This is a genomic window from Halopseudomonas sp. SMJS2 (assembly GCF_029866945.1).
GTDB lineage: Bacteria > Pseudomonadota > Gammaproteobacteria > Pseudomonadales > Pseudomonadaceae > Halopseudomonas > Halopseudomonas bauzanensis.
The window spans coordinates 2,489,684-2,507,242 of sequence record NZ_CP123445.1; the positions used below are offsets into that span (position 1 = coordinate 2,489,684).

The window sequence follows — 17,559 nt, forward strand, 5'->3', positions numbered from 1 at the left end:
TTCCCCTGTCGTCAACTGACCGCCACTGGCGCAGCCGGCTCGAAACTGTCCGAGCGCGCCATGGACCACATTCGCCGATAGAATTCCCCCTGCACCTCGCCCTTGAGCAAGGCACCCGGTTCGAGAAAGGCATGCATCTGCGAGTACAGTTTGACCTCAGTGGCGGACAATCGGTGCACAAGAAAATGGGGCTCCAGTTGCGCGGGATGGGACAACCCTGCCGCCGCCAGCATTTCCGCCAGGGCAATCATGGTATTGCGATGAAAGTGATACACCCGCTCAGCCTTGTCCGGCACCACCAGGGCACGTTGGCGTAGCGGATCCTGGGTAGCGACGCCGGTAGGACAACGGTTAGTGTGACAGGTGCGAGACTGGATGCAGCCAATGGCGAACATGAAGCCGCGCGCAGAATTGACCCAATCCGCCCCTATCGCCAGCACCGAGGCGATATCAAACGCGCTGATGATCTTGCCACTGGCGCCGATGCGGATCTGGTCACGCAGCCCCACGCCAACCAGAGTGTTATGGACGAACATCAGGCCCTCACGCAGCGGCACGCCCAGGTGATTGGTGAACTCCAAAGGCGCGGCGCCGGTACCTCCTTCCTTGCCGTCTACCACGATGAAATCCGGCACGATACCGGTCTCCAGCATAGCCTTGGCGATCGCCATGAATTCCCACGGATGGCCCAGGCACAGCTTGAAACCGACCGGCTTGCCTTCGGCCAATTCGCGCAGGTGTTGAATGAACTGCAGTAATTCGATGGGCGTGGAGAAGGTCGTGTGCCGCGCTGGCGAGATGCAATCGCGATCCTGGGGAATGCCGCGGGTCGCGGCAATTTCGGCGCTGATCTTGTGTTTGGGCAGAATCCCACCGTGCCCGGGCTTGGCGCCCTGACTCAGCTTGATTTCGATCATCTTCACCTGCGGCCGGCGCGCCTGGACCGCGAAGCGCTCGGCATCGAATGCCCCGTTGTCGTCACGGCAGCCGAAGTAGCCACTACCCAGCTCCCAGATCAGGTCCCCGCCATGCTCCAGGTGATAGGGGCTGATGCTGCCCTCCCCCGTGTCATGGGCGAAGTTGCCCAGCTGCGCCCCCTTGTTCAGCGCCGAGATGGCGTTGGCGCTCAGGGAGCCGAAACTCATCGCCGAAATATTCAGTACCGACGCCGAATACGGCTGACGACACTGTGGGCCACCGACGGTCACGCGGAACTCGTCCGGGTTGCCATGCACCACCGGCAGCATCGAATGGCTGATGAACTCGAACCCGGTGTGGTTGACGTCTTTCAGCGTGCCAAACGGGGTATCAGCCGTCTGATTCTTGGCCCGAGCATAGACCAGCGAGCGCTGCGCCCGGGAGAACGGCAACTGCTCGTTATCACTCTCGATCAGGTACTGGCGGATCTCCGGGCGAATGCTTTCCACCAGATAGCGGATATTGCCAAGAATCGGATAATTGCGCCGCACGGCGTGCCGACGCTGCAACAGGTCGAATATGCCGAGCAGACTGAGCGCAGCGGCAACAAGGGTCAACGGCCACAACCAACCGATAGTGGACAGGAACGGCAGGCTGAGAAAGGTGAGCAGCACGCACAGGGCAAAGAAGGTATAGCGACCAAACAGTGGCAGTTTCATTCCGACTCCCGATGACAGACCAGTCAGGAGTCTAGCAGGAGCCCGGAACGAAAAAACCCTCGCATCTCTCGATGCGAGGGTTTCGGATATGGCGCAGTGGACGGGACTCGAACCCGCGACCCCCGGCGTGACAGGCCGGTATTCTAACCAACTGAACTACCACTGCGCGTTACCTCGAGTGGTGGGTGATGACGGGATCGAACCGCCGACCCTCTGCTTGTAAGGCAGATGCTCTCCCAGCTGAGCTAATCACCCATTTGCTCTCGAAGTGGGGCGCATTCTAGGCAGGTTTAAGACGTCTGGCAATACCTTTTGTGAAATAAATCCCGCTTTCTTTCAATATGTTATGCAGTCGTCCGGCGGGACTGGCTGAAAATCTCCTCACGCGCAATAATGCCCGCCCTTCCCATTTTCCAAATTCATGCATCATCACAAGGACTGCCCATGTGGTTTCGTAATCTATTGCTCTACCGTTTCAGCCAGGACGTCCCTTTTAACGAAGCAGAACTGCTCGCCGCCCTTGAACAACGCCCCGCTCGCCCCTGCGCCAGCCAGGAAACCCACACTCTGGGGTGGGCCACCCCCTTCGGTCGTCACTCCGAGAATCTGTTGCAGGTTGCCGAGGGTTACTGGCTGGTCGCGTTGCGCAAGGAAGAACGGATCCTGCCCGGCAGCGTGGTGAAGGACGCCCTGGCCGAGAAAGTGGAAGAGATCGAAGCCCGCGACGCCCGCAAGGTCTACAAGAAAGAGCGCGATACCCTCAAGGACGACATCATCATGTCCCTGCTGCCGCGCGCCTTCACTCGCACCCAGACCACCCTGGCCTGCATCGCCCCTAAGGAAGGCTGGATTGCCGTCGACACTTCCAGCGCCAAGCGCGCTGAAGACCTGCTCAGCCTGCTGCGTGAAGGTACCGGCAGCCTGCCGGTGCGGCCGATGAACGTGAAGATGGCCCCCGCCGCCTGCATGACCGATTGGGTCAAGACCGGCCAGGCCCCCGAAGGATTGCTGATCTCCGATGAATGCGAGCTGCGCGACACCGGTGAAGATGGCGGTGTGATCCGCTGCAAGCGCCAGGATCTGTCCAGCGACGAAATTCAGCAGCACCTGACGGTCGGCAAGCAGGTCAGCCAGTTGGCGCTGCACTGGCATGACAAGTTGTCCTTCACGCTGGATGACAAACTCGCGGTCAAACGCCTGCGCTTCGAAGAGCTGCTGCGTGATGAAGCGGATGATCAGGGTGGCGACGACATGGCCGGCCAACTGGATGCCAGCTTCGTCATCATGTCCCGCACCCTGTCGGAACTGCTTCCGGCCCTGACTGCGGCACTGGGCGGCGAAGATATTCCGCAAGGTATCTGACCACCAGCCCAGCTATAACGGGGCTTGGGCAAGCTATCCACAAAAGCTGTGGAAAACTCTGTGGATAGCCTGCCTAAAACTCTCCCCGCAGCAAGTAATACGTGGCTGCGAGTCAAAATGCTCAAAATATAACCACATGTTTTTTGCAATAAAATCAACAAGTTACAAACATCCGTGATATTTCAGTTAGTTAGACTGGCATTTTATCCACCACCGAAGGTCCCGCCCTTCCGCTGTGCACAATGTCAAGCGCCCACGTCTCAAAAATCGTTAAAAAAACCCCGATAAAAACCGCCGTACGCTCTTGACGGGCCGGGCAAAACCTTCCAACTAGATAGATGTAATACTCACTTCTCTCGCATCCGATCCAGCCAGGCGTTGGCTTCCCGACCGGAAGCGGTGTGCGCATAGTGCCGGGCAATATAATTCATGCGTTGCTCGGCAGTCTGCCGGTCACCCGCTTCGGCGGCCTGCATTGCGAGCCGGTATTCGGCTCCTGCCATATCCTCCAGCAGCTCGTGCAGCCGGGGTGCAACCTCGGTGCGGTAGTCGGAGTCGGGGTAGCGGCGGACAAAGTCGGCAAACTGCGCGTGAACCTTGCGGCCCTCTTTCAGACGCAGTGCATCATCATCGGCAGTCATCTCGAAGCGTGCATATTGCGCCAGGGTCAACAGATAGGCGGAATAGTCCGGGTAAGGGGGCTCCACGTGCCGTTTCTGGTAATCATTGAGCAATGTCTCCACCGCCACCACTTCACCCTGCTGAAGACAGACATAGGCGGCTTGCTGTTCCAGCTCGGGCGCTTGGTGTTGGCGCAGATCCGAGATCAGTTTGGTGTCACAACGCCCCATGCTGATCTTCGCCCGGGCATCAACCAGGCCTTCCTCCTGACGCTGCTGCGAGCCCGTACTCGCACACCCGGCCAGACCGGCCAATAGCAACAGCACTACACATAAACGCATCGAATTTCCTCTGCCATCACGGCTATGGTTCCGTTTCACTGTAATTGCGCCTGCCAGCTCACCCAACCCTGCGGGTTCGGTCGGCCAAGCAGGCCAAGCCCCTCGGACAGCATGGGTTCGGCATCTGCCCGCGCCTGTAATTGCACATTGAGTTTCATTGGCTGACCTGGACGCCAGCGCGCATCCCCCATCAACCCCAAAGGTCCGCCCTGATCCTGCAGATCCAGGGTCAACCAGCCGTCCGCATTCCCCAGTGTCGCGGTCAGATGCCCGAATGGCATCGCCTGGGGCAAGCCACCCGCCGCATCCTGCCATACCAGGCGGCCGTTGGCTGCAACCACTGACTCGAAATCCTCCAGTGCCAGTTGGGGCACATCCAGCAACCAGGCGCCGCGCAGCACGAAGGGCGCATTGTTAATGGCTGCCATGCTCGCGGCATCGAGCGTGCCGTGGATATCGGTGAGCGTCAGCGAGCCCAGCCCAGCGTTCAGTTGTGCGTTGACGTTGCCGTTACGCGGCTGCCAGAGCAAATCAAGACCGACCTGACCGCCGAGCAGACGGGACGGCAGCCAATCCCATCTGAGCCGTCCCTGATCAACCCCATCCACTTCCACTCGCGCCACCTGTCCGGACCACAGCGTGCCGGTCAGCCCATGCAGGGTCACTGCGGCGGGCAATTGCCCTTCCAGGCGCTTCCAGACAAAGGCCGCCGGCAGATTCCACAGCAGGGTCAGCAGGTACAACAACAGGGTGCAGACCAGCATGGCCTTGATATTCCAGCGTTTGATCATGACCGCGGCTCCACCTTGACCCGGGCCGATACCTGCCCCGGCGCCGTTCCTGCGTCCACCGCCAACTGGCTGACCTGCAATCCGTGGCGCTGCTCCAGTTCCGCCAGCCACAATACCAACCTGTCGAAACTCGTTTCGCTGAACCACAGCCGTGCGCCCTGCCCTTCGGGCTGGACCCGCTCCATCGTCTCGCGGATGCCGGCAGCGCTGGCGGAGACCTCCACCAGGGTCAACACCGAGCCGCCTGCCGCCGCGCCATTGCCCGGACGATCTTGTTGCGCCGCCTGGCGCTTGACCTGCGTCGCGACCTGCTGCATCCAGCTCAGGTCCGCCGACAAGGCGCTGATATCTGTCCGCAACTGCTCACGTTTCTGGGCCAACGGCTCCCAGATCAACAACCAGAGCACCAGGATGAACAGCAGCACCGCTCCGCCAGCCAGAATGATACGTTCCCGCGGGGCCAGCCCCGCCCACCAGGCATTCATGATCCACCTCTCTGAACTCGCAATCGGGCGGTTACCCCGTCTGTCCCTGAATCCGCACCTTGCAGGGTCTCGCTCAAACCCGGGCCGGCTGCCAGCTTGGCCCGGATACCTTCCAGTTCGGCGAAGGATGGCAACTGCAGCTCCAGCTCGATCTCCGTCGGTGTCGCCCGGAACTGCCTGATCCTGCCGGGCTCGCCCTCGCCCACCACAGCCAATACGTCGTACAACAGACTCCCGGTACCGTTCTCTCCCGCCTGTACATCCCCACCGGCCAACGCCTGCTGAAACTGGGTGACGGGATCAACCCGCCGGCTTTTCGGCAAGGTACGGTCGAACAACAAATCGATTTCAGTCCGCAGCCGTTCGCGTTCACCGGACAGGGCCATACCTTCAAGCACCAGTTGACCGACCAGCGCCGCCAGTAACACGCCGGCAGCGATCATCACCGGCCGCAGCTTGCGCCAGGGTGGCGTTGCCATGCCGTTGGTGTAGGGCCCGACCAGCAAGTTGAGCGCGCGCGCGGGTTGCTGAGCACGTTTGAGCGCTGCCTCCAGAGTCGCCAGCGGCTCCGTCTGGCGCAGCTCGGCATTCCCTTCCGTCAGTCCCAGGTCAGCCGGCTGGAAACCGTGCAGATGCAGCACCCGCTGCTCTTCATCCAGTTGCGCCACCCGCTGTTTGAGCCAGAAACCGAGCATGCTGGTCTCGATCAGCACTGGCTCCTGATCGGTACTGGTTACCAGCGCCTGGTCAACATCATCGGGCCATGGCGAGGGTTGTACATGCAGCCCCACCTCAGGTGCCGCCTCATCATGCAGGCTGGCCTGAGGCAACAGCGCTTCCAGGCGCCAGCCGGCGTCCTGGCATTCCTCCAGCCAGGCCTGCATATGGCGCTGCTCGGTAACCGCCGCAGCAAAACGACCGTCGCCGCGGCGCGGGCCCGCCACCAGATGCAACTCCTCCAGTTCCTGACCAAGCTGGTCTTCCAGGGCATAGGGCAGCGCGGCGCGGGCGGCCGCGGCCCGGCGGACCGGGATAGCTACACGATACAGATTCACCGCAGTGGCTGGCGCCAGTGCGCGCAGGCGCTCCGCAGGGAAACGGCTGCGCAACTGGGTCAGAGGGTCCTGCCCCGATTCTTCCAGGGTGCCATCACGCCCGGTGCGCCACCATTGCAGGCGGGTGGGTTCCAGCGTCTCGATGCCCGGAAAATCAGGCAGTAGCACTATCAGCATGTTTTCATCCGTCGATTAATACCGGTCATGGCTCGCAGGCCGTCTGTTCTCTGATAACCACTTTTCCATTCGGTGCGTCCAGCAAGGTGCATTGATAGAACCGCCGTTCGGCGAATTCCGCCATGACCTGCAGGCGCATGTACCAGGGTGCGTTCTCGCCGGCGGCCCGGTCGGCAAAAATCTCCTGCATCAGCTCATGGCTGCGCTCCAGATCAATCGGGCTGGCCGTGCCGGGATAGGCCGTTACGAAGGGCGCCAGTGCCTGCCAGGCTTCAGCGGTCATGCCGCTGACGCTGTTCAGCTCCGATGCCACTACCATGGGCCGATTGCCCGATACCCTGACCGGCGTCTCCAGGCGATAGACGGGGTCGTCGGTTTCCGGGTTCATCCAGTCGCTTACCGCCATGGCGAGCTGCGCTCCGGCCGGCATCCTCACGCCACTCTCCTGGGCGACCTGGTCTACCAGCCGGGCGAAATAGCCCTGCTCGGTTTCATCGGCGCCAGCCAGCGCATTCAGATTGTAGCGACAGCGCATGTCATCCAGGGTGGCCTCCAGCCGCACACCATCCACTTCGAAGGGCAAAACCGGCGAGCGACAGGTATCCCACAGCAGATCTTCCGGCCCCTTGGCCCGCTCCAGCAGTTGCAGCACCATGTTCTCGGCGCCCAGCGCCACCTGGCGCGAGAAGTCCCGCTCGAATACCGCCGATGTACGCCGGATATCGGCCTGGCCGCGCATCGCCATGCCCACCGCGGCGACCACCGCCAGTGCCATCACCAGCAGCGCGGTTATCAGCGCCACTCCTTGTTGCCCGCGATGGGACGTCATAAGCCCACCGCCATCATCCGTCGTATCTCCCCCAGGCCAGGCAGATCCAGTACCACTTCCACTGCCACCGGCAGCCCTCCTGCCTCAGGGTCAGCGTCCGGCAAGGGCCAGGCATCGACTCGCTCCAGGCCCGAGGGTGTGCGCACGATGAAAACAAAGGCGCTATTGGCCCCGAGCAGGCGCGATTCATCCGCCAGTTCGGCAAACGGCCGGATACGCATCGCCTCGGTATCCACTATATCCACCCCCGGCCACAGTCGGCGTTCCAGCCCCCGATCGGTGATCTGCCAGGCGGTGCGGCGCAGGCGCTGCTCCCCGCCGGCACCGGCTCGCACCAACTCCAACAGATGCTCATCGGCGCCTGGGCGTAAACGCAGTGGCGGCAGGGGATCACCGAACTCGTCACGCACCGTGACATCCACTACCTGGGCCAGATCACGCTCCAATACGCTCAGGGTCACCTGCAGGTCCGCCAGGTGCTGCCCTTGCTCACGGGTGATGTAATCGGCGCTCAAGACCGCACGCAAACCCTGATAAGCCACCACGCTCATGACCGCGAACACCGCCATGGCAATCAGCATCTCCAGTAAGGTGAAGCCTGACTGACGCTGTTTCATGGCAGCAAAAACGCGCTGGCGGTGGCACGCTGCGCATCCTCACCACGATCGGCCAACCACAAACGTACATCCACTCTTCTCACTGCCGGCAGCGGGAAGGGCGACTGTGCCGTGTAGTCGCTCATCTCCACCTCGAAGCCGAAGCGATAAGGGCCCATGGTCACCTCACCAGTGCGCCCGCCTTCGGCAACGGCGCGCATGCCGGTCTGATATTCGGTCAACAGGTTCTGCCCGGCCCAGTGCGCCAGGGTGCGCTCCTGCAGGTAGGCCGTATTGCGTGCATGATCGGCCCCGGTCTTGACCAGCGCCGCCAACGCGACGGCCAGAATGGTCAATGCCACCAGCACTTCCAGCAGCGTGAAACCGGCATCACGCCTAGTTCTGGGGGATGGCATCCAATACCTCGACACGGCCTTCCAGCCCGATTCTCATATGCCGCACCAGATCCTTTCCGGGTACCCGCAAGGTGATCAGTGCCGGCGTCATCTCGCCGGTATTGCCCAGCCGGATATGCGGCTCCCAGCCCCGGGTCTGGGGCAGCGGCGTGCGCTCCCCATCCAGTTCCAGCTCCACTTCGATCAACTCCTGGTCGAATTGCCGGGGCCCCAGTTGCGGATCAACCAGCGGCCGCCATTCGCGGGTACTGTCATCAAGCATCACCAGCTCGAGAAAACTGTAGCCATCGCGGCGTAGCCCCAGAGCGCGATCTGATTGGCCAGTAATCAGCAGTTCGTCCCGCGCCAGACTCAGGGTCGCGGCCAGCCGCTCGGTTTCAGAGCGAAGTTTGCGCTCGGCACCGTCACCGATGGACAGGCTGGCCAGCCCCGCCACGACGCCGATCAGCACCAGCACCACCAGCAACTCCATCAAGGTGAAGCCACCCTGGGCTCTCTCGGCAGGAGAGCGTGTCGGGTGCGGCTGATGGCGACGCTGGATCCCCATGATCAGTTACTACGCTCGGGATCTTCCACGTTCCAGTTGCCGATATCGGCGTTGGCATCAGTGCCGCCGGGACGGCCATCGGCGCCCAGGCTGTACAGGTCATATTCGCGGTTATCGCGGCCCGGGCGCAGGTACTGGTATTCGTTACCCCACGGGTCCTTCTGCAAGCGGTCGATATAACCTCCGGCGCGCCAGTTGCGCGCGGTGTCGTTGCCGCTGGGCCGCTCCACCAGGGCGCGCAGGCCCTGTTCGGTGGTCGGATAGTTGAAATTGTCCAGGCGATACAGGTTCAGCGCGCTTTCCATGGCGCGGATATCATTCTGCACCTTGGTGATCCGCGCCTGATCAGGCCGGTCCATCACCCGCGGCACCACTACTGCGGCGAGAATCCCGAGAATGACCACCACCACCATGACCTCGATCAGGGTGAAACCACGTTGTGCAAGGGAGGCTTTATGTGCTGTAGGCATATCAATTAACCAGTTGGTTGAGTTCAAAGATGGGCAACAGGATGGCCAGTACAATGATCAGTACCACGCCCCCCATCGCCAGGATCAGCAAGGGTTCGAACACGCCCATGACCATGGCAATCCGTGCTTCCAGTTCCCGTTCCTGGGTTTCCGCGGCGCGTTCGAGCATCTTGTCCAGGGTGCCGCTGCTTTCACCACTTTTGATCAGGCTCAGGGTCATCGGTGGGAAATAGCCGCTGCGTTCCAGCGAATGCCCCACGCCTGCCCCTTCCCGGACCTTTTTCGCCGCGTCACTGACCGCATCGCGCATCGGCGTATTACTAATGACGCTGGCACTCATGTTCAGTGCATCCAGCAGCGGTACGCCGCTGCCGGCGAGGATATTCAGCGTACGGGCAAAGCGGGCGGTATTCAGCCCCCGGATCAGTCGTCCGATCAGCGGCAGCTTGAGCATGCCCCGATCCCAGCTCAAGCGCGCCGCAGGGCGTTTGAGTAACTGCCGGGTCAAGGTCACCAACGCCACAATCCCCAGCAGCATGAGCCAACCCCAGTTTCGCACGGTGTCGCTGGTGGCAATCAGCGCACGGGTCAGGGTGGGCAATTGCTGGTTCATGCCGGCAAACACCTGCACAACCTCCGGCACCACATAGGTCAACAGAGCGACCACGACCAGCAGCGCGACCACGGTGAGAATGGCCGGGTAGAACATGGCCAGCTGGATCTTCTGGCGCATGGCATTCTGTGCTTCGACGTTGTCAGCCAGCCGTTCCAGCACGACGTCCATACGCCCGGCCTGCTCACCGGCGGCGATGGTGGTGCGATAGATGGCGGGAAATACCGAGGGAAACTCGCCCATGGCATGGGCCAGCGGCAGGCCTTCCATGACCCGGGTACGTACCGCGGACAGAGTGGCCTTGACCTTGGGCGACTCGCTTTGCCGGGCGACAGTACCAAGCACTTCCTCGATCGGCATGCCGGCCCGGGCCAGGGTCGCCATCTGCCGGGTTGCCAGGGACAATTCCAGCGGCTTGATCCGCCGTTGCAGGACCGGCATGCGCAGCACCGAGGTCTTCTCGGCGACCTCGTTCACCGCCATGGGCATCAACCCCTGCTCGCGCAGGCGACCACGTACCTGACGGGAGGAGTCGCCCTCCTCCACCCCCTTGCGGGTACGGCCAGCCTGATCCAGCGCGACGTATTCAAAAGCCGGCATGCTCAGTCCTCCCGGGTGACGCGCAGAACTTCTTCCAGCGTGGTATCGCCGGCCAGTACCCGGCGCAAACCATCCTGGCGAATGCCCATCTGGGCCAGTCGCGCATGCCGCACCATGGCGTGTTCACTGGCACCGTCGTGGATCAGACCACGCAGGGTATCGTCGATTTCGATCAGTTCGTAGATACCGGTCCGCCCGCGATAGCCCCCGCCGTTGCACTGCGAGCAGCCCACCGGACTATACAGAGTGGGCGCGGCGGCCGGCTCCACGCCCAGCAGTCGACACTCGCTGGGCGTGGCCGTATGCGGTTTGCGGCAGTCCGGACAGAGGGTCCGCACCAGTCGCTGGGCCAGCACCCCGTTGAGGGTGGACGACAACAGGAAAGGTTCGATGCCCATGTCCCGCAAGCGCGTAATCGCACCCACGGCGGTATTGGTGTGCAGCGTCGAGAATACCAGGTGACCGGTGAGACTGGCCTGGATGGCGATCTGTACAGTTTCCACGTCGCGGATTTCGCCGACCATGACCACATCCGGATCCTGACGCAGGATGGCGCGCAGGCCCCGGGCGAAAGTCATGTCGACCTTGGTGTTGATCTGGGTCTGGCCGATACCGTCGAGGTAGTACTCAATGGGATCTTCCACGGTGAGGATATTGCGGCTGCGGTCGTTCAGGCGCATCAACGCCGAATACAGCGTGGTGGTCTTACCCGAACCGGTCGGCCCGGTCACCAGCACGATGCCGTGGGGCCGGCTGATAACCCGCTCCATGGCCTGATAATGCTCATCGCACATGCCCAGATGCCGCAGTTCGAGCCGGCCGGCCTGCTTGTCCAGCAGACGCAGCACCACCCGCTCACCATGGCCGGACGGCAGGGTCGACACCCGCACGTCCACCGCCCGGCCGACCAGCCGCAGGCCGATGCGGCCATCCTGGGGCAGGCGTTTTTCGGCGATATCCAGCTTGGCCATGACCTTGATCCGCGAGACGATGACCGGCGCTAGCGCCCGGGGCGGCTCCAATACCTCACGCAGCACACCGTCGACCCGCAGGCGGATCGACAGGCGATTCTCGAAGGGCTCGATATGGATGTCCGAGGCGTTCTCCTTGACCGCTTCGGACAACAGCGCGTTGATCAGGCGGATGATCGGGGCCTCGTCCTGGGATTCGAGCAGGTCTTCCGGCTCGGCCAGGGACTGGGCCACGGACATCAGGTCAGCGTCTTCGCCCAGGCCCTCGACAAACTGCATGGCATCGTTGGCCGAACGCTCATAGCGGTCTCGCAGGCGAGCGGCAAAGGCATCATCATCCAGCACGATGGGGCGCAACGGGTGCCCAGCCAGCCGGCGCAGTTCCAGCAGCGCCTGCGGGTCGCAATCGGCACGGACGAATACATCCAACTGGTTTTCGCGCAGTTGGCCGGGCAGCACGCCGAATCGCCGGGCGAACCGGTAATCGGTCTCGGCCTGCAGCGCCACCTCGGGCAGCACCGCGCTGATATCAGCGTCGCTCACCGGCACCGTCATCTTGCCCCCGGTGGTGCGGGAATGGGCGCTTTCACCGCCAGGTTGTCCGAGCTGGCGTTCTCAAAGGGCGGCGGCAGGGTCAGCAGGTAGTTCCAGTCCGGCAGTACCGACATGTCGCTACGCGGCAACAGACTGTCATTGCGGCCCTGCTCTTTCAATTGCTGATCGCGGATGTAGCTGTACTTCGCATGGGTCAGGCTTTCTGCCACCGCGGTGTCGCGCACGATCACCGGCCGCAGGAAGACCATCAGATTACGCTTTTCCACGTTGGCCGTATCGTAGCGGAACAGCCGGCCAAGACCTGGTATATCACCGAGCAGTGGCACCTTGTCACGGGTTTCTACCATCTGGTCATCGATCAGACCACCCAGCACGATGAGCTGGTTATCATCGACCATGACGTGAGTATTGAGGCTGCGCTTGTTGGTGATCAGGTCCGCCGCACCGCTGGCGCCGGGAGCAATCTGCGACACTTCCTGGGCGATTTCCAGGCGCACCGCGTTACCCTCGTTGATCTGCGGACGAATCCGCAGCTTGATACCCACGTCCTCACGCTGGATGGTATCGAAGGCCTGACCGGAGTTTTCCACCGAGCGACCGACAATGAAGGGCACGTTCTGACCGACCACGATTTCCGCCTCCTCGTTATCCAGCGTCAGCAAGCTCGGGGTAGACAGAATGTTGCTTGAACTGTCGCCCTGCAGGGCATTGATCAGCAGCCCGATCTGGGTGCTGCCGATGGTGCCCACTCCGCCCAGGGTAGCGCCATCAGACAGCGACGGCGGCGTGGTGACATCGCCCTCCAGGAAGCCATTGATACCAGCCGCCAGATTGAGAATACCGCCGCCGCCGCGGGCAAAGTTGATCACGCCCACACCCGCACCCTCATTGGCGAAGCCCCACTGCACACCCAGTTCCTTGGCGCGGTCGTAGGACACCTCGGCAATCACCGCTTCAACCAGAACCTGGGCCCGGCGGATATCCAGCTGGCGAATGATCTGCGACATCTCCCGGGTCAGCTCGGCCGGCCCGTAGATGACCACCGAGTTGGTGCTATCGTGCGCCTGGATGCGCACCCGGCTGCTCTGATTGCCATACCCATAGGAGCCGGATGATGTGCCGCTGCTCGATGAACTGCTGCTACCCACTGCGCCGTTTTCCACATCGCGGCCTTCAGCGATCCCTCTCAGCACTTCGGCAACATCCTCGGCCTTGGCGTAGCGCAGATAATGTACCTGGGTATTGCCCACATCCCCAGCCACGTCCAACTGGCGGATCATCGCGCGATAGGCCAGACGCCTCTGCGGATCGCCCAGCAGCACCACGGTATTGGTGCGCTCGTCGGCAATCATGCGCACCCGCTTGGAGGCATTCTCCTCCGGTGATGAGGCTTGCAGGCCTTCGGTGATACGCACCAGGTCCAACGCCGAGGCGTGCTCCAGCGCAATCACCTCGAATTCCTCCATGGATTCCTGATCGATCCGTTGGATCAACGCTTCAATCCGCCGTACGTTGGCCGCGGTATCGGCAATCACCAGCGAGTTGGATTCAGCGGCCGCCGCCAGGTGCCCACCCTTGGGCACCAGCGGCCGCAGGATACGCACCAGTTGGCTGGCATCGAGGTGCCGTACGCTGATCACATGGGTAATGAATTCATCCCCCCGGCTGTTGCGTTCCAGGGTGCCCACCTCGTTCTCCTTGGCCTGTACCTCGGGGACAATACGCACTGTGCCCTCAGCCCCGGAGACTGCAGCGAAGCCGTAGGATTTCAGCACCCCCAGAAACAGATCATAAAGTTCGTCGCGCTTGATTGCCTGGCCGGAGACTACATTGACCTGGCCGCGCACCCGCGGGTCGACAATGAAGTTGATCCCGGTTTCCTGACTGACGATCTCGATCAAGCCATTGATATCGGCATCCCTCAGGTTCAGTACCAGCTCGTCACCGTCTCCCCGCTCCACCGGCGCCTGAGCCATGATGGCACCGCTCAGCAGACTCAGGCTCAAGGCCAGCGGCAAGGTGTAACGGCTTTTCGCAAACAACATAGGCATCCTGGTCTCAGTCCATGCTAATCGTTATGTTCATCGGTTCTCCGTTACGTTCCAGAGACACTGATACCGAACTGGCGTCGGCAAGTTCCTGCAGCAGATCACGGTAATCGCTGATGTCGGATACCGGGCTGCCGTTGACCTCGGTGATGACATCACCGGCAACCAGCCCCGCTGCTTCGAATTCGCGGGCATTGCGTGCCGGGCTGACCTCCAGGCCGTACAGCGCACCGTCTTGCATCACCGGGTTGGCGCTGATCACATCAAGGAAGCGTTGGGGATTGTCGATCCAGGCATTCCGGTCGATACGCGGCTCGCCGCCATCGGCAGCGAGCGCAGCGGATGGGGTCGAGGGCAGCGCCGGCGCCCGGCGACTGCCGGCAGTGGAGCCGGCAGTGTCATGGCGTTTCAGTCGCAGGGTTTCCAGACGGCCGCCGCGATTGAGGATAACGCGATCGGCCAGCACTTCCTGCAGGGTCACGTCCCCTGGCAGGCTGGCACCCACGCGATACAATTTCTCAGATTGACCGCGGGGCAGAAGAATGGCCGCGCTGCGGCTCGGATCGGGGTCGGACAGCACCCCTTTGAGCGACCAGCTAAGAGAGGTATCCGGTGCGTTCAGCGCACGGCTACCAGCCTTGACGGCGGCGGTACCAAATACCGACAGGCTGGCAAGTTCAGCGAAACCGCCGCGAACAGGCGCGGTTTCTGCAGGCAAGTTCATGGTCATTGGGGCGTCGGCTGCCGGCAGGATGCTTGCGGGCTCCAGCACGGCCCAGGTCAAACGTCCCAGCAAAACAGCAGTGATAGCCACCAACACGAAGGTTGAAAACCTGACCACAGAATCCAGTGTGAAGCGGGCTACCAGTGGCATGCGTTCTCCAGGCAAAGCCAGTGGCCGAAGGGCCACACGATCAGCCGCCAAAGGCTACCGATCTTTCTTTGCAGTTTTATTGTTATATCCCTGAAATGCGCTTTCAGTCGCATGATTGTCACGAATTTGCCACACACCGGCAACCCCCTTGTTTGCATAGCAGAGCCCCAGCACGCTACCGGCCCGGCAAGACCGTGCTCAATAACCTGTTTGGGTGAAACAAAATGGGATAGATGTCTCATGCCGCCGCCACGGTCATCATGCTAAAACGTACCGATCGGGTGGCAAGAAGGTGAAGCAGAATACCTGGGAGGGGATTCAGGGATGACTGCGGCCTAACTGCGCCGCAGCCATTCTGAAGGTAATGCCTGGATCAACTGCCGATCACACCACCGTCATCCTTCCAGATCACCACAGTGGCGGAACGGGGCGGCACGCGAACCGGATTGCGGTCCGGCCAGGAGCTACGCACATAGCGCTGACCCGCGCCCCATTCTTCCGGGGTGGTGGTGGCGCCCGGGTGTTGCACGTTGATGAACATGGTTTTCTGATCCGGGGTGGTGATCACGCCGGTGATTTCCTGACCGACGGGACCAGTCAGGAAGCGGCGCATCTCACCAGTCTTGGGATCGGCACAGAGCATGGCATTGTTGCCGAACACCTCGAATACGCCGCTGTTCTGGCTGCCTTCACCGATATCGGTCTGAATCCAGACGCGGCTGTCCTTGTCGATCCACAGACCATCCGGCGAGCTGAGCAGGTTGTCAGCGGTCAGCGTCTCACCGTCGGGCCCTTTACCCTTGAGGTTATCCACGCCACTCTGACCGGCGTCTCCGCCGAACAGGAAGATATCCCAGGCGAACGTGGTTGAGGCATGGTTGCCGTCGGCTTCAGCCCAGCGAACGATATGACCATGGCGGTTCTGGGTACGCGGGTTGGCACCGTTGGCCTCTGAGCGGCCGCTGTTGTTGGTCAGGGTGAAGTACACGTCACCGTTGTTCGGGTCGACAGCACCCCATTCCGGACGGTCCATCGGAGTGCCGCCAACAATGCCGGCTGCCAGGCGGGTATTGACCAGTACATCGGCCTGATCGGCAAACTCAGGTGCAGTCAGGCCGTTCTGGCCGTGCACCAGGGGCAGCCAATCACCGCTACCGTCGTCATTGAAACGACCGACATACAGCGTACCGGTATCCAGAATGGAGCCATCAGTAACGCCTTTCTGGAACGGCTGCTCACTGACAAACTTGTAGATGAACTCATTGGTCGAGTCGTCACCGGAATAGCAGACCACCGGCTCACCGTCCACGGCCGGGCCGAAGACCACACCCTCATGGCCGAAGCGGCCGAGGCTGGTGCGCTTTTTGGGGATGCTTTGCGGATCGAAGGGATCGATCTCGACCATCCAGCCGAAGCAATTCGGCTCATTGCGGTAATCGTCGGCAGCGGAGGCACCCGTGCTGGTGGCATCGAAACGGGTAAACTCCTCCCCACCGCCGTTGGCCAGGGCCCAGCGGTAGCGGCTGTCGCTGGCACGGATACCATAACGCTGGTGCTCACGGGGCAGTGTCTCGTCGCGATTACCGAAATAGCCAGCCCAGTTCTCCTCGGCGGCCATGTAGGTGTTCCAAGGGGTAACGCCCATGGCGCAGTTGTTCAGGGTGCCGCGGGTCGCGAAACCTTCCGGGCTGTACTTGGTTTTCACCAGATTGCTGCCGCGCACCGGGCCATGTATCTCCATGGGCGTCAGACCGGTGATGCGACGGTTGTAGTCGCTCTGCACATGCTCCCAGCGGTTGTCACTGCGCTTTTGCACGTGTACCACCGAGACGCCATGGGCGTTCAGTTCCTTGAGCGCCTGATCGCGGTCACGGGTACCATCATCACGCATGACAACGGCGCCGCTACTTAAAGTCACACCGATATGGTCAGCGTGCATGAAACGCGGCTCGACGTATTCGTGGTTCATTACCAGCAGACCTTCATCGGAGCTGCCTTCGAACGGCTCTTCGCCTTCGATCGGGAAGAAGTGCATGCCGTCATGGTGCGACCCCATCTGCATGCCCTGATCTTCGCCGGTGTTGTCGATGGCGAACGCCGGCATGGCACCCAGGATCGGCGCCCCCCAAGGCAAGATCACCTGGAAGCTGTAGCCTTCGGGCACCACGATGTCATCAGACTCGCTGGTCGGTATTGCAGTAAAGCCAAGCAATGGGCCGGCTTCGCCGCCATCACCGCCGCCCGGAGCGCGGTCATCGTCATCATTATCGCTACTCAGGCAACCGGCCAGTCCCAGGCTCATGAAACCCAGCGCCGCGGCACCGGCGGTGCTCTTCAGTACGGTGCGCCGGGCCAGCCGCGCCTCTAGGACACTGGCGAAGCTTCTGTTACCGGAGTAATCCAGCTGCGGCTCATCACCGTTGCCGTTGTCGACGATGATGACATTGTTGCGATTTTCCTCAGACATCCGATCTTCCCTCTGCAGGCTATGGTTATGATCGCTAGAGGATGCAAGCGGCAGATGAAAGCTGAACGACTATTGAATGAAGGTTTGGAGACCAAAAGAAGGCA

The 17,559-nt window shown here is 61.7% G+C and carries 16 protein-coding genes and 2 tRNA genes; 1 reads left to right on the forward strand and 17 read right to left on the reverse strand.

Annotated features, from left to right (window positions below):
* Positions 1 to 11: 11 nt before the first annotated feature.
* From QAO71_RS11750 to QAO71_RS11760, 3 genes are all read right to left on the reverse strand, one after another.
* Positions 12 to 1,637 carry an FMN-binding glutamate synthase family protein gene (locus tag QAO71_RS11750; RefSeq protein WP_280164503.1) on the reverse strand — a complete coding sequence of 542 codons (1,626 nt, stop codon included), beginning with the start codon at positions 1,635 to 1,637 and terminating at the stop codon, positions 12 to 14.
* Between the two features lie 89 nt (positions 1,638 to 1,726).
* Positions 1,727 to 1,803, reverse strand: a tRNA-Asp gene (locus QAO71_RS11755).
* 13 nt (positions 1,804 to 1,816) lie between these two features.
* Positions 1,817 to 1,892, reverse strand: a tRNA-Val gene (locus tag QAO71_RS11760).
* Between the two features lie 189 nt (positions 1,893 to 2,081).
* Between QAO71_RS11760 and rdgC the strand changes: the two genes are divergently transcribed.
* Entirely contained in the window at positions 2,082 to 2,999 is a 918-nt protein-coding gene (rdgC, locus tag QAO71_RS11765) for a recombination-associated protein RdgC (protein WP_280164504.1), read from the forward strand.
* Positions 3,000 to 3,346: 347 nt separating this feature from the next.
* Here rdgC and bamD read toward each other — a convergent pair whose 3' ends face one another.
* The 14 genes from bamD to QAO71_RS11835 all read right to left on the reverse strand — a co-directional run bounded on the left by bamD (position 3,347) and on the right by QAO71_RS11835 (position 17,455).
* Positions 3,347 to 3,961 (reverse strand): outer membrane protein assembly factor BamD, encoded by a 615-nt coding sequence (gene bamD, locus QAO71_RS11770; RefSeq protein WP_074777951.1) that lies wholly within the window; start codon positions 3,959 to 3,961, stop codon positions 3,347 to 3,349.
* 35 nt (positions 3,962 to 3,996) lie between these two features.
* Positions 3,997 to 4,752, reverse strand: a complete 756-nt coding sequence (locus tag QAO71_RS11775; protein ID WP_280164505.1) for a type II secretion system protein N — start codon at positions 4,750 to 4,752, stop codon at positions 3,997 to 3,999.
* Positions 4,749 to 5,237 (reverse strand): type II secretion system protein M, encoded by a 489-nt coding sequence (locus tag QAO71_RS11780; protein ID WP_280164506.1) that lies wholly within the window; start codon positions 5,235 to 5,237, stop codon positions 4,749 to 4,751. Before QAO71_RS11780 ends, QAO71_RS11775 begins: the two co-directional genes overlap by 4 nt.
* Entirely contained in the window at positions 5,234 to 6,469 is a 1,236-nt protein-coding gene (gene gspL, locus QAO71_RS11785) for a type II secretion system protein GspL (protein ID WP_280164507.1), read from the reverse strand. The genes QAO71_RS11780 and gspL overlap by 4 nt, the downstream gene beginning before the upstream one ends.
* A gap of 25 nt (positions 6,470 to 6,494) precedes the next feature.
* Entirely contained in the window at positions 6,495 to 7,298 is an 804-nt protein-coding gene (locus QAO71_RS11790; RefSeq protein WP_280164508.1) for a type II secretion system protein GspK, read from the reverse strand.
* Entirely contained in the window at positions 7,295 to 7,915 is a 621-nt protein-coding gene (gene gspJ, locus QAO71_RS11795; protein ID WP_074777943.1) for a type II secretion system minor pseudopilin GspJ, read from the reverse strand. Before gspJ ends, QAO71_RS11790 begins: the two co-directional genes overlap by 4 nt.
* On the reverse strand, positions 7,912 to 8,310 hold the full coding sequence (gene gspI, locus QAO71_RS11800) for a type II secretion system minor pseudopilin GspI (RefSeq protein WP_074777941.1): 399 nt from the start codon (positions 8,308 to 8,310) through the stop codon (positions 7,912 to 7,914). The genes gspJ and gspI overlap by 4 nt, the downstream gene beginning before the upstream one ends.
* A complete protein-coding gene (locus tag QAO71_RS11805; RefSeq protein WP_051610709.1) occupies positions 8,291 to 8,857 on the reverse strand; it encodes a GspH/FimT family protein in 567 nt (188 codons plus the stop codon). Before QAO71_RS11805 ends, gspI begins: the two co-directional genes overlap by 20 nt.
* Before the next feature lie 2 nt (positions 8,858 to 8,859).
* The gene (gene gspG / locus QAO71_RS11810; RefSeq protein WP_036988633.1) at positions 8,860 to 9,327 is read right to left on the reverse strand and encodes a type II secretion system major pseudopilin GspG; all 468 of its coding nucleotides are present in this window, start codon (positions 9,325 to 9,327) and stop codon (positions 8,860 to 8,862) included.
* Between the two features lies 1 nt (position 9,328).
* Positions 9,329 to 10,540: a type II secretion system inner membrane protein GspF gene (gspF, locus tag QAO71_RS11815; RefSeq protein WP_036988632.1), complete on the reverse strand. Its 1,212-nt coding sequence runs from the start codon at positions 10,538 to 10,540 to the stop codon at positions 9,329 to 9,331.
* A 2-nt stretch (positions 10,541 to 10,542) separates the two neighbouring features.
* Positions 10,543 to 12,054 carry a type II secretion system ATPase GspE gene (gene gspE / locus QAO71_RS11820; RefSeq protein ID WP_280164509.1) on the reverse strand — a complete coding sequence of 504 codons (1,512 nt, stop codon included), beginning with the start codon at positions 12,052 to 12,054 and terminating at the stop codon, positions 10,543 to 10,545.
* An 8-nt stretch (positions 12,055 to 12,062) separates the two neighbouring features.
* Positions 12,063 to 14,111 (reverse strand): type II secretion system secretin GspD, encoded by a 2,049-nt coding sequence (gene gspD, locus QAO71_RS11825; protein ID WP_280164510.1) that lies wholly within the window; start codon positions 14,109 to 14,111, stop codon positions 12,063 to 12,065.
* Between the two features lie 13 nt (positions 14,112 to 14,124).
* Positions 14,125 to 14,988 (reverse strand): type II secretion system protein GspC, encoded by an 864-nt coding sequence (gene gspC / locus QAO71_RS11830; protein ID WP_051610707.1) that lies wholly within the window; start codon positions 14,986 to 14,988, stop codon positions 14,125 to 14,127.
* Positions 14,989 to 15,361: 373 nt separating this feature from the next.
* Positions 15,362 to 17,455 carry a PhoX family phosphatase gene (locus QAO71_RS11835; protein WP_036988631.1) on the reverse strand — a complete coding sequence of 698 codons (2,094 nt, stop codon included), beginning with the start codon at positions 17,453 to 17,455 and terminating at the stop codon, positions 15,362 to 15,364.
* Between the last annotated feature and the right edge of the window lie 104 nt (positions 17,456 to 17,559).

Coding starts and splice junctions, on each gene's coding strand:
- gspI (WP_074777941.1), bottom strand. CDS start 8,310: ATGCCATCCCCCAGAACTAGGCGTGATGCCGGTTTCACGCTGCTGGAA.
- bamD (WP_074777951.1), bottom strand. CDS start 3,961: ATGCGTTTATGTGTAGTGCTGTTGCTATTGGCCGGTCTGGCCGGGTGT.
- QAO71_RS11750 (WP_280164503.1), bottom strand. CDS start 1,637: ATGAAACTGCCACTGTTTGGTCGCTATACCTTCTTTGCCCTGTGCGTG.
- QAO71_RS11790 (WP_280164508.1), bottom strand. CDS start 7,298: ATGACGTCCCATCGCGGGCAACAAGGAGTGGCGCTGATAACCGCGCTG.
- QAO71_RS11780 (WP_280164506.1), bottom strand. CDS start 5,237: ATGAATGCCTGGTGGGCGGGGCTGGCCCCGCGGGAACGTATCATTCTG.
- QAO71_RS11835 (WP_036988631.1), bottom strand. CDS start 17,455: ATGTCTGAGGAAAATCGCAACAATGTCATCATCGTCGACAACGGCAAC.
- QAO71_RS11805 (WP_051610709.1), bottom strand. CDS start 8,857: ATGGGGATCCAGCGTCGCCATCAGCCGCACCCGACACGCTCTCCTGCC.
- gspC (WP_051610707.1), bottom strand. CDS start 14,988: ATGCCACTGGTAGCCCGCTTCACACTGGATTCTGTGGTCAGGTTTTCA.
- QAO71_RS11775 (WP_280164505.1), bottom strand. CDS start 4,752: ATGATCAAACGCTGGAATATCAAGGCCATGCTGGTCTGCACCCTGTTG.
- rdgC (WP_280164504.1), top strand. CDS start 2,082: ATGTGGTTTCGTAATCTATTGCTCTACCGTTTCAGCCAGGACGTCCCT.
- gspL (WP_280164507.1), bottom strand. CDS start 6,469: ATGCTGATAGTGCTACTGCCTGATTTTCCGGGCATCGAGACGCTGGAA.
- gspF (WP_036988632.1), bottom strand. CDS start 10,540: ATGCCGGCTTTTGAATACGTCGCGCTGGATCAGGCTGGCCGTACCCGC.
- gspJ (WP_074777943.1), bottom strand. CDS start 7,915: ATGAAACAGCGTCAGTCAGGCTTCACCTTACTGGAGATGCTGATTGCC.
- gspG (WP_036988633.1), bottom strand. CDS start 9,327: ATGCCTACAGCACATAAAGCCTCCCTTGCACAACGTGGTTTCACCCTG.
- gspD (WP_280164510.1), bottom strand. CDS start 14,111: ATGTTGTTTGCGAAAAGCCGTTACACCTTGCCGCTGGCCTTGAGCCTG.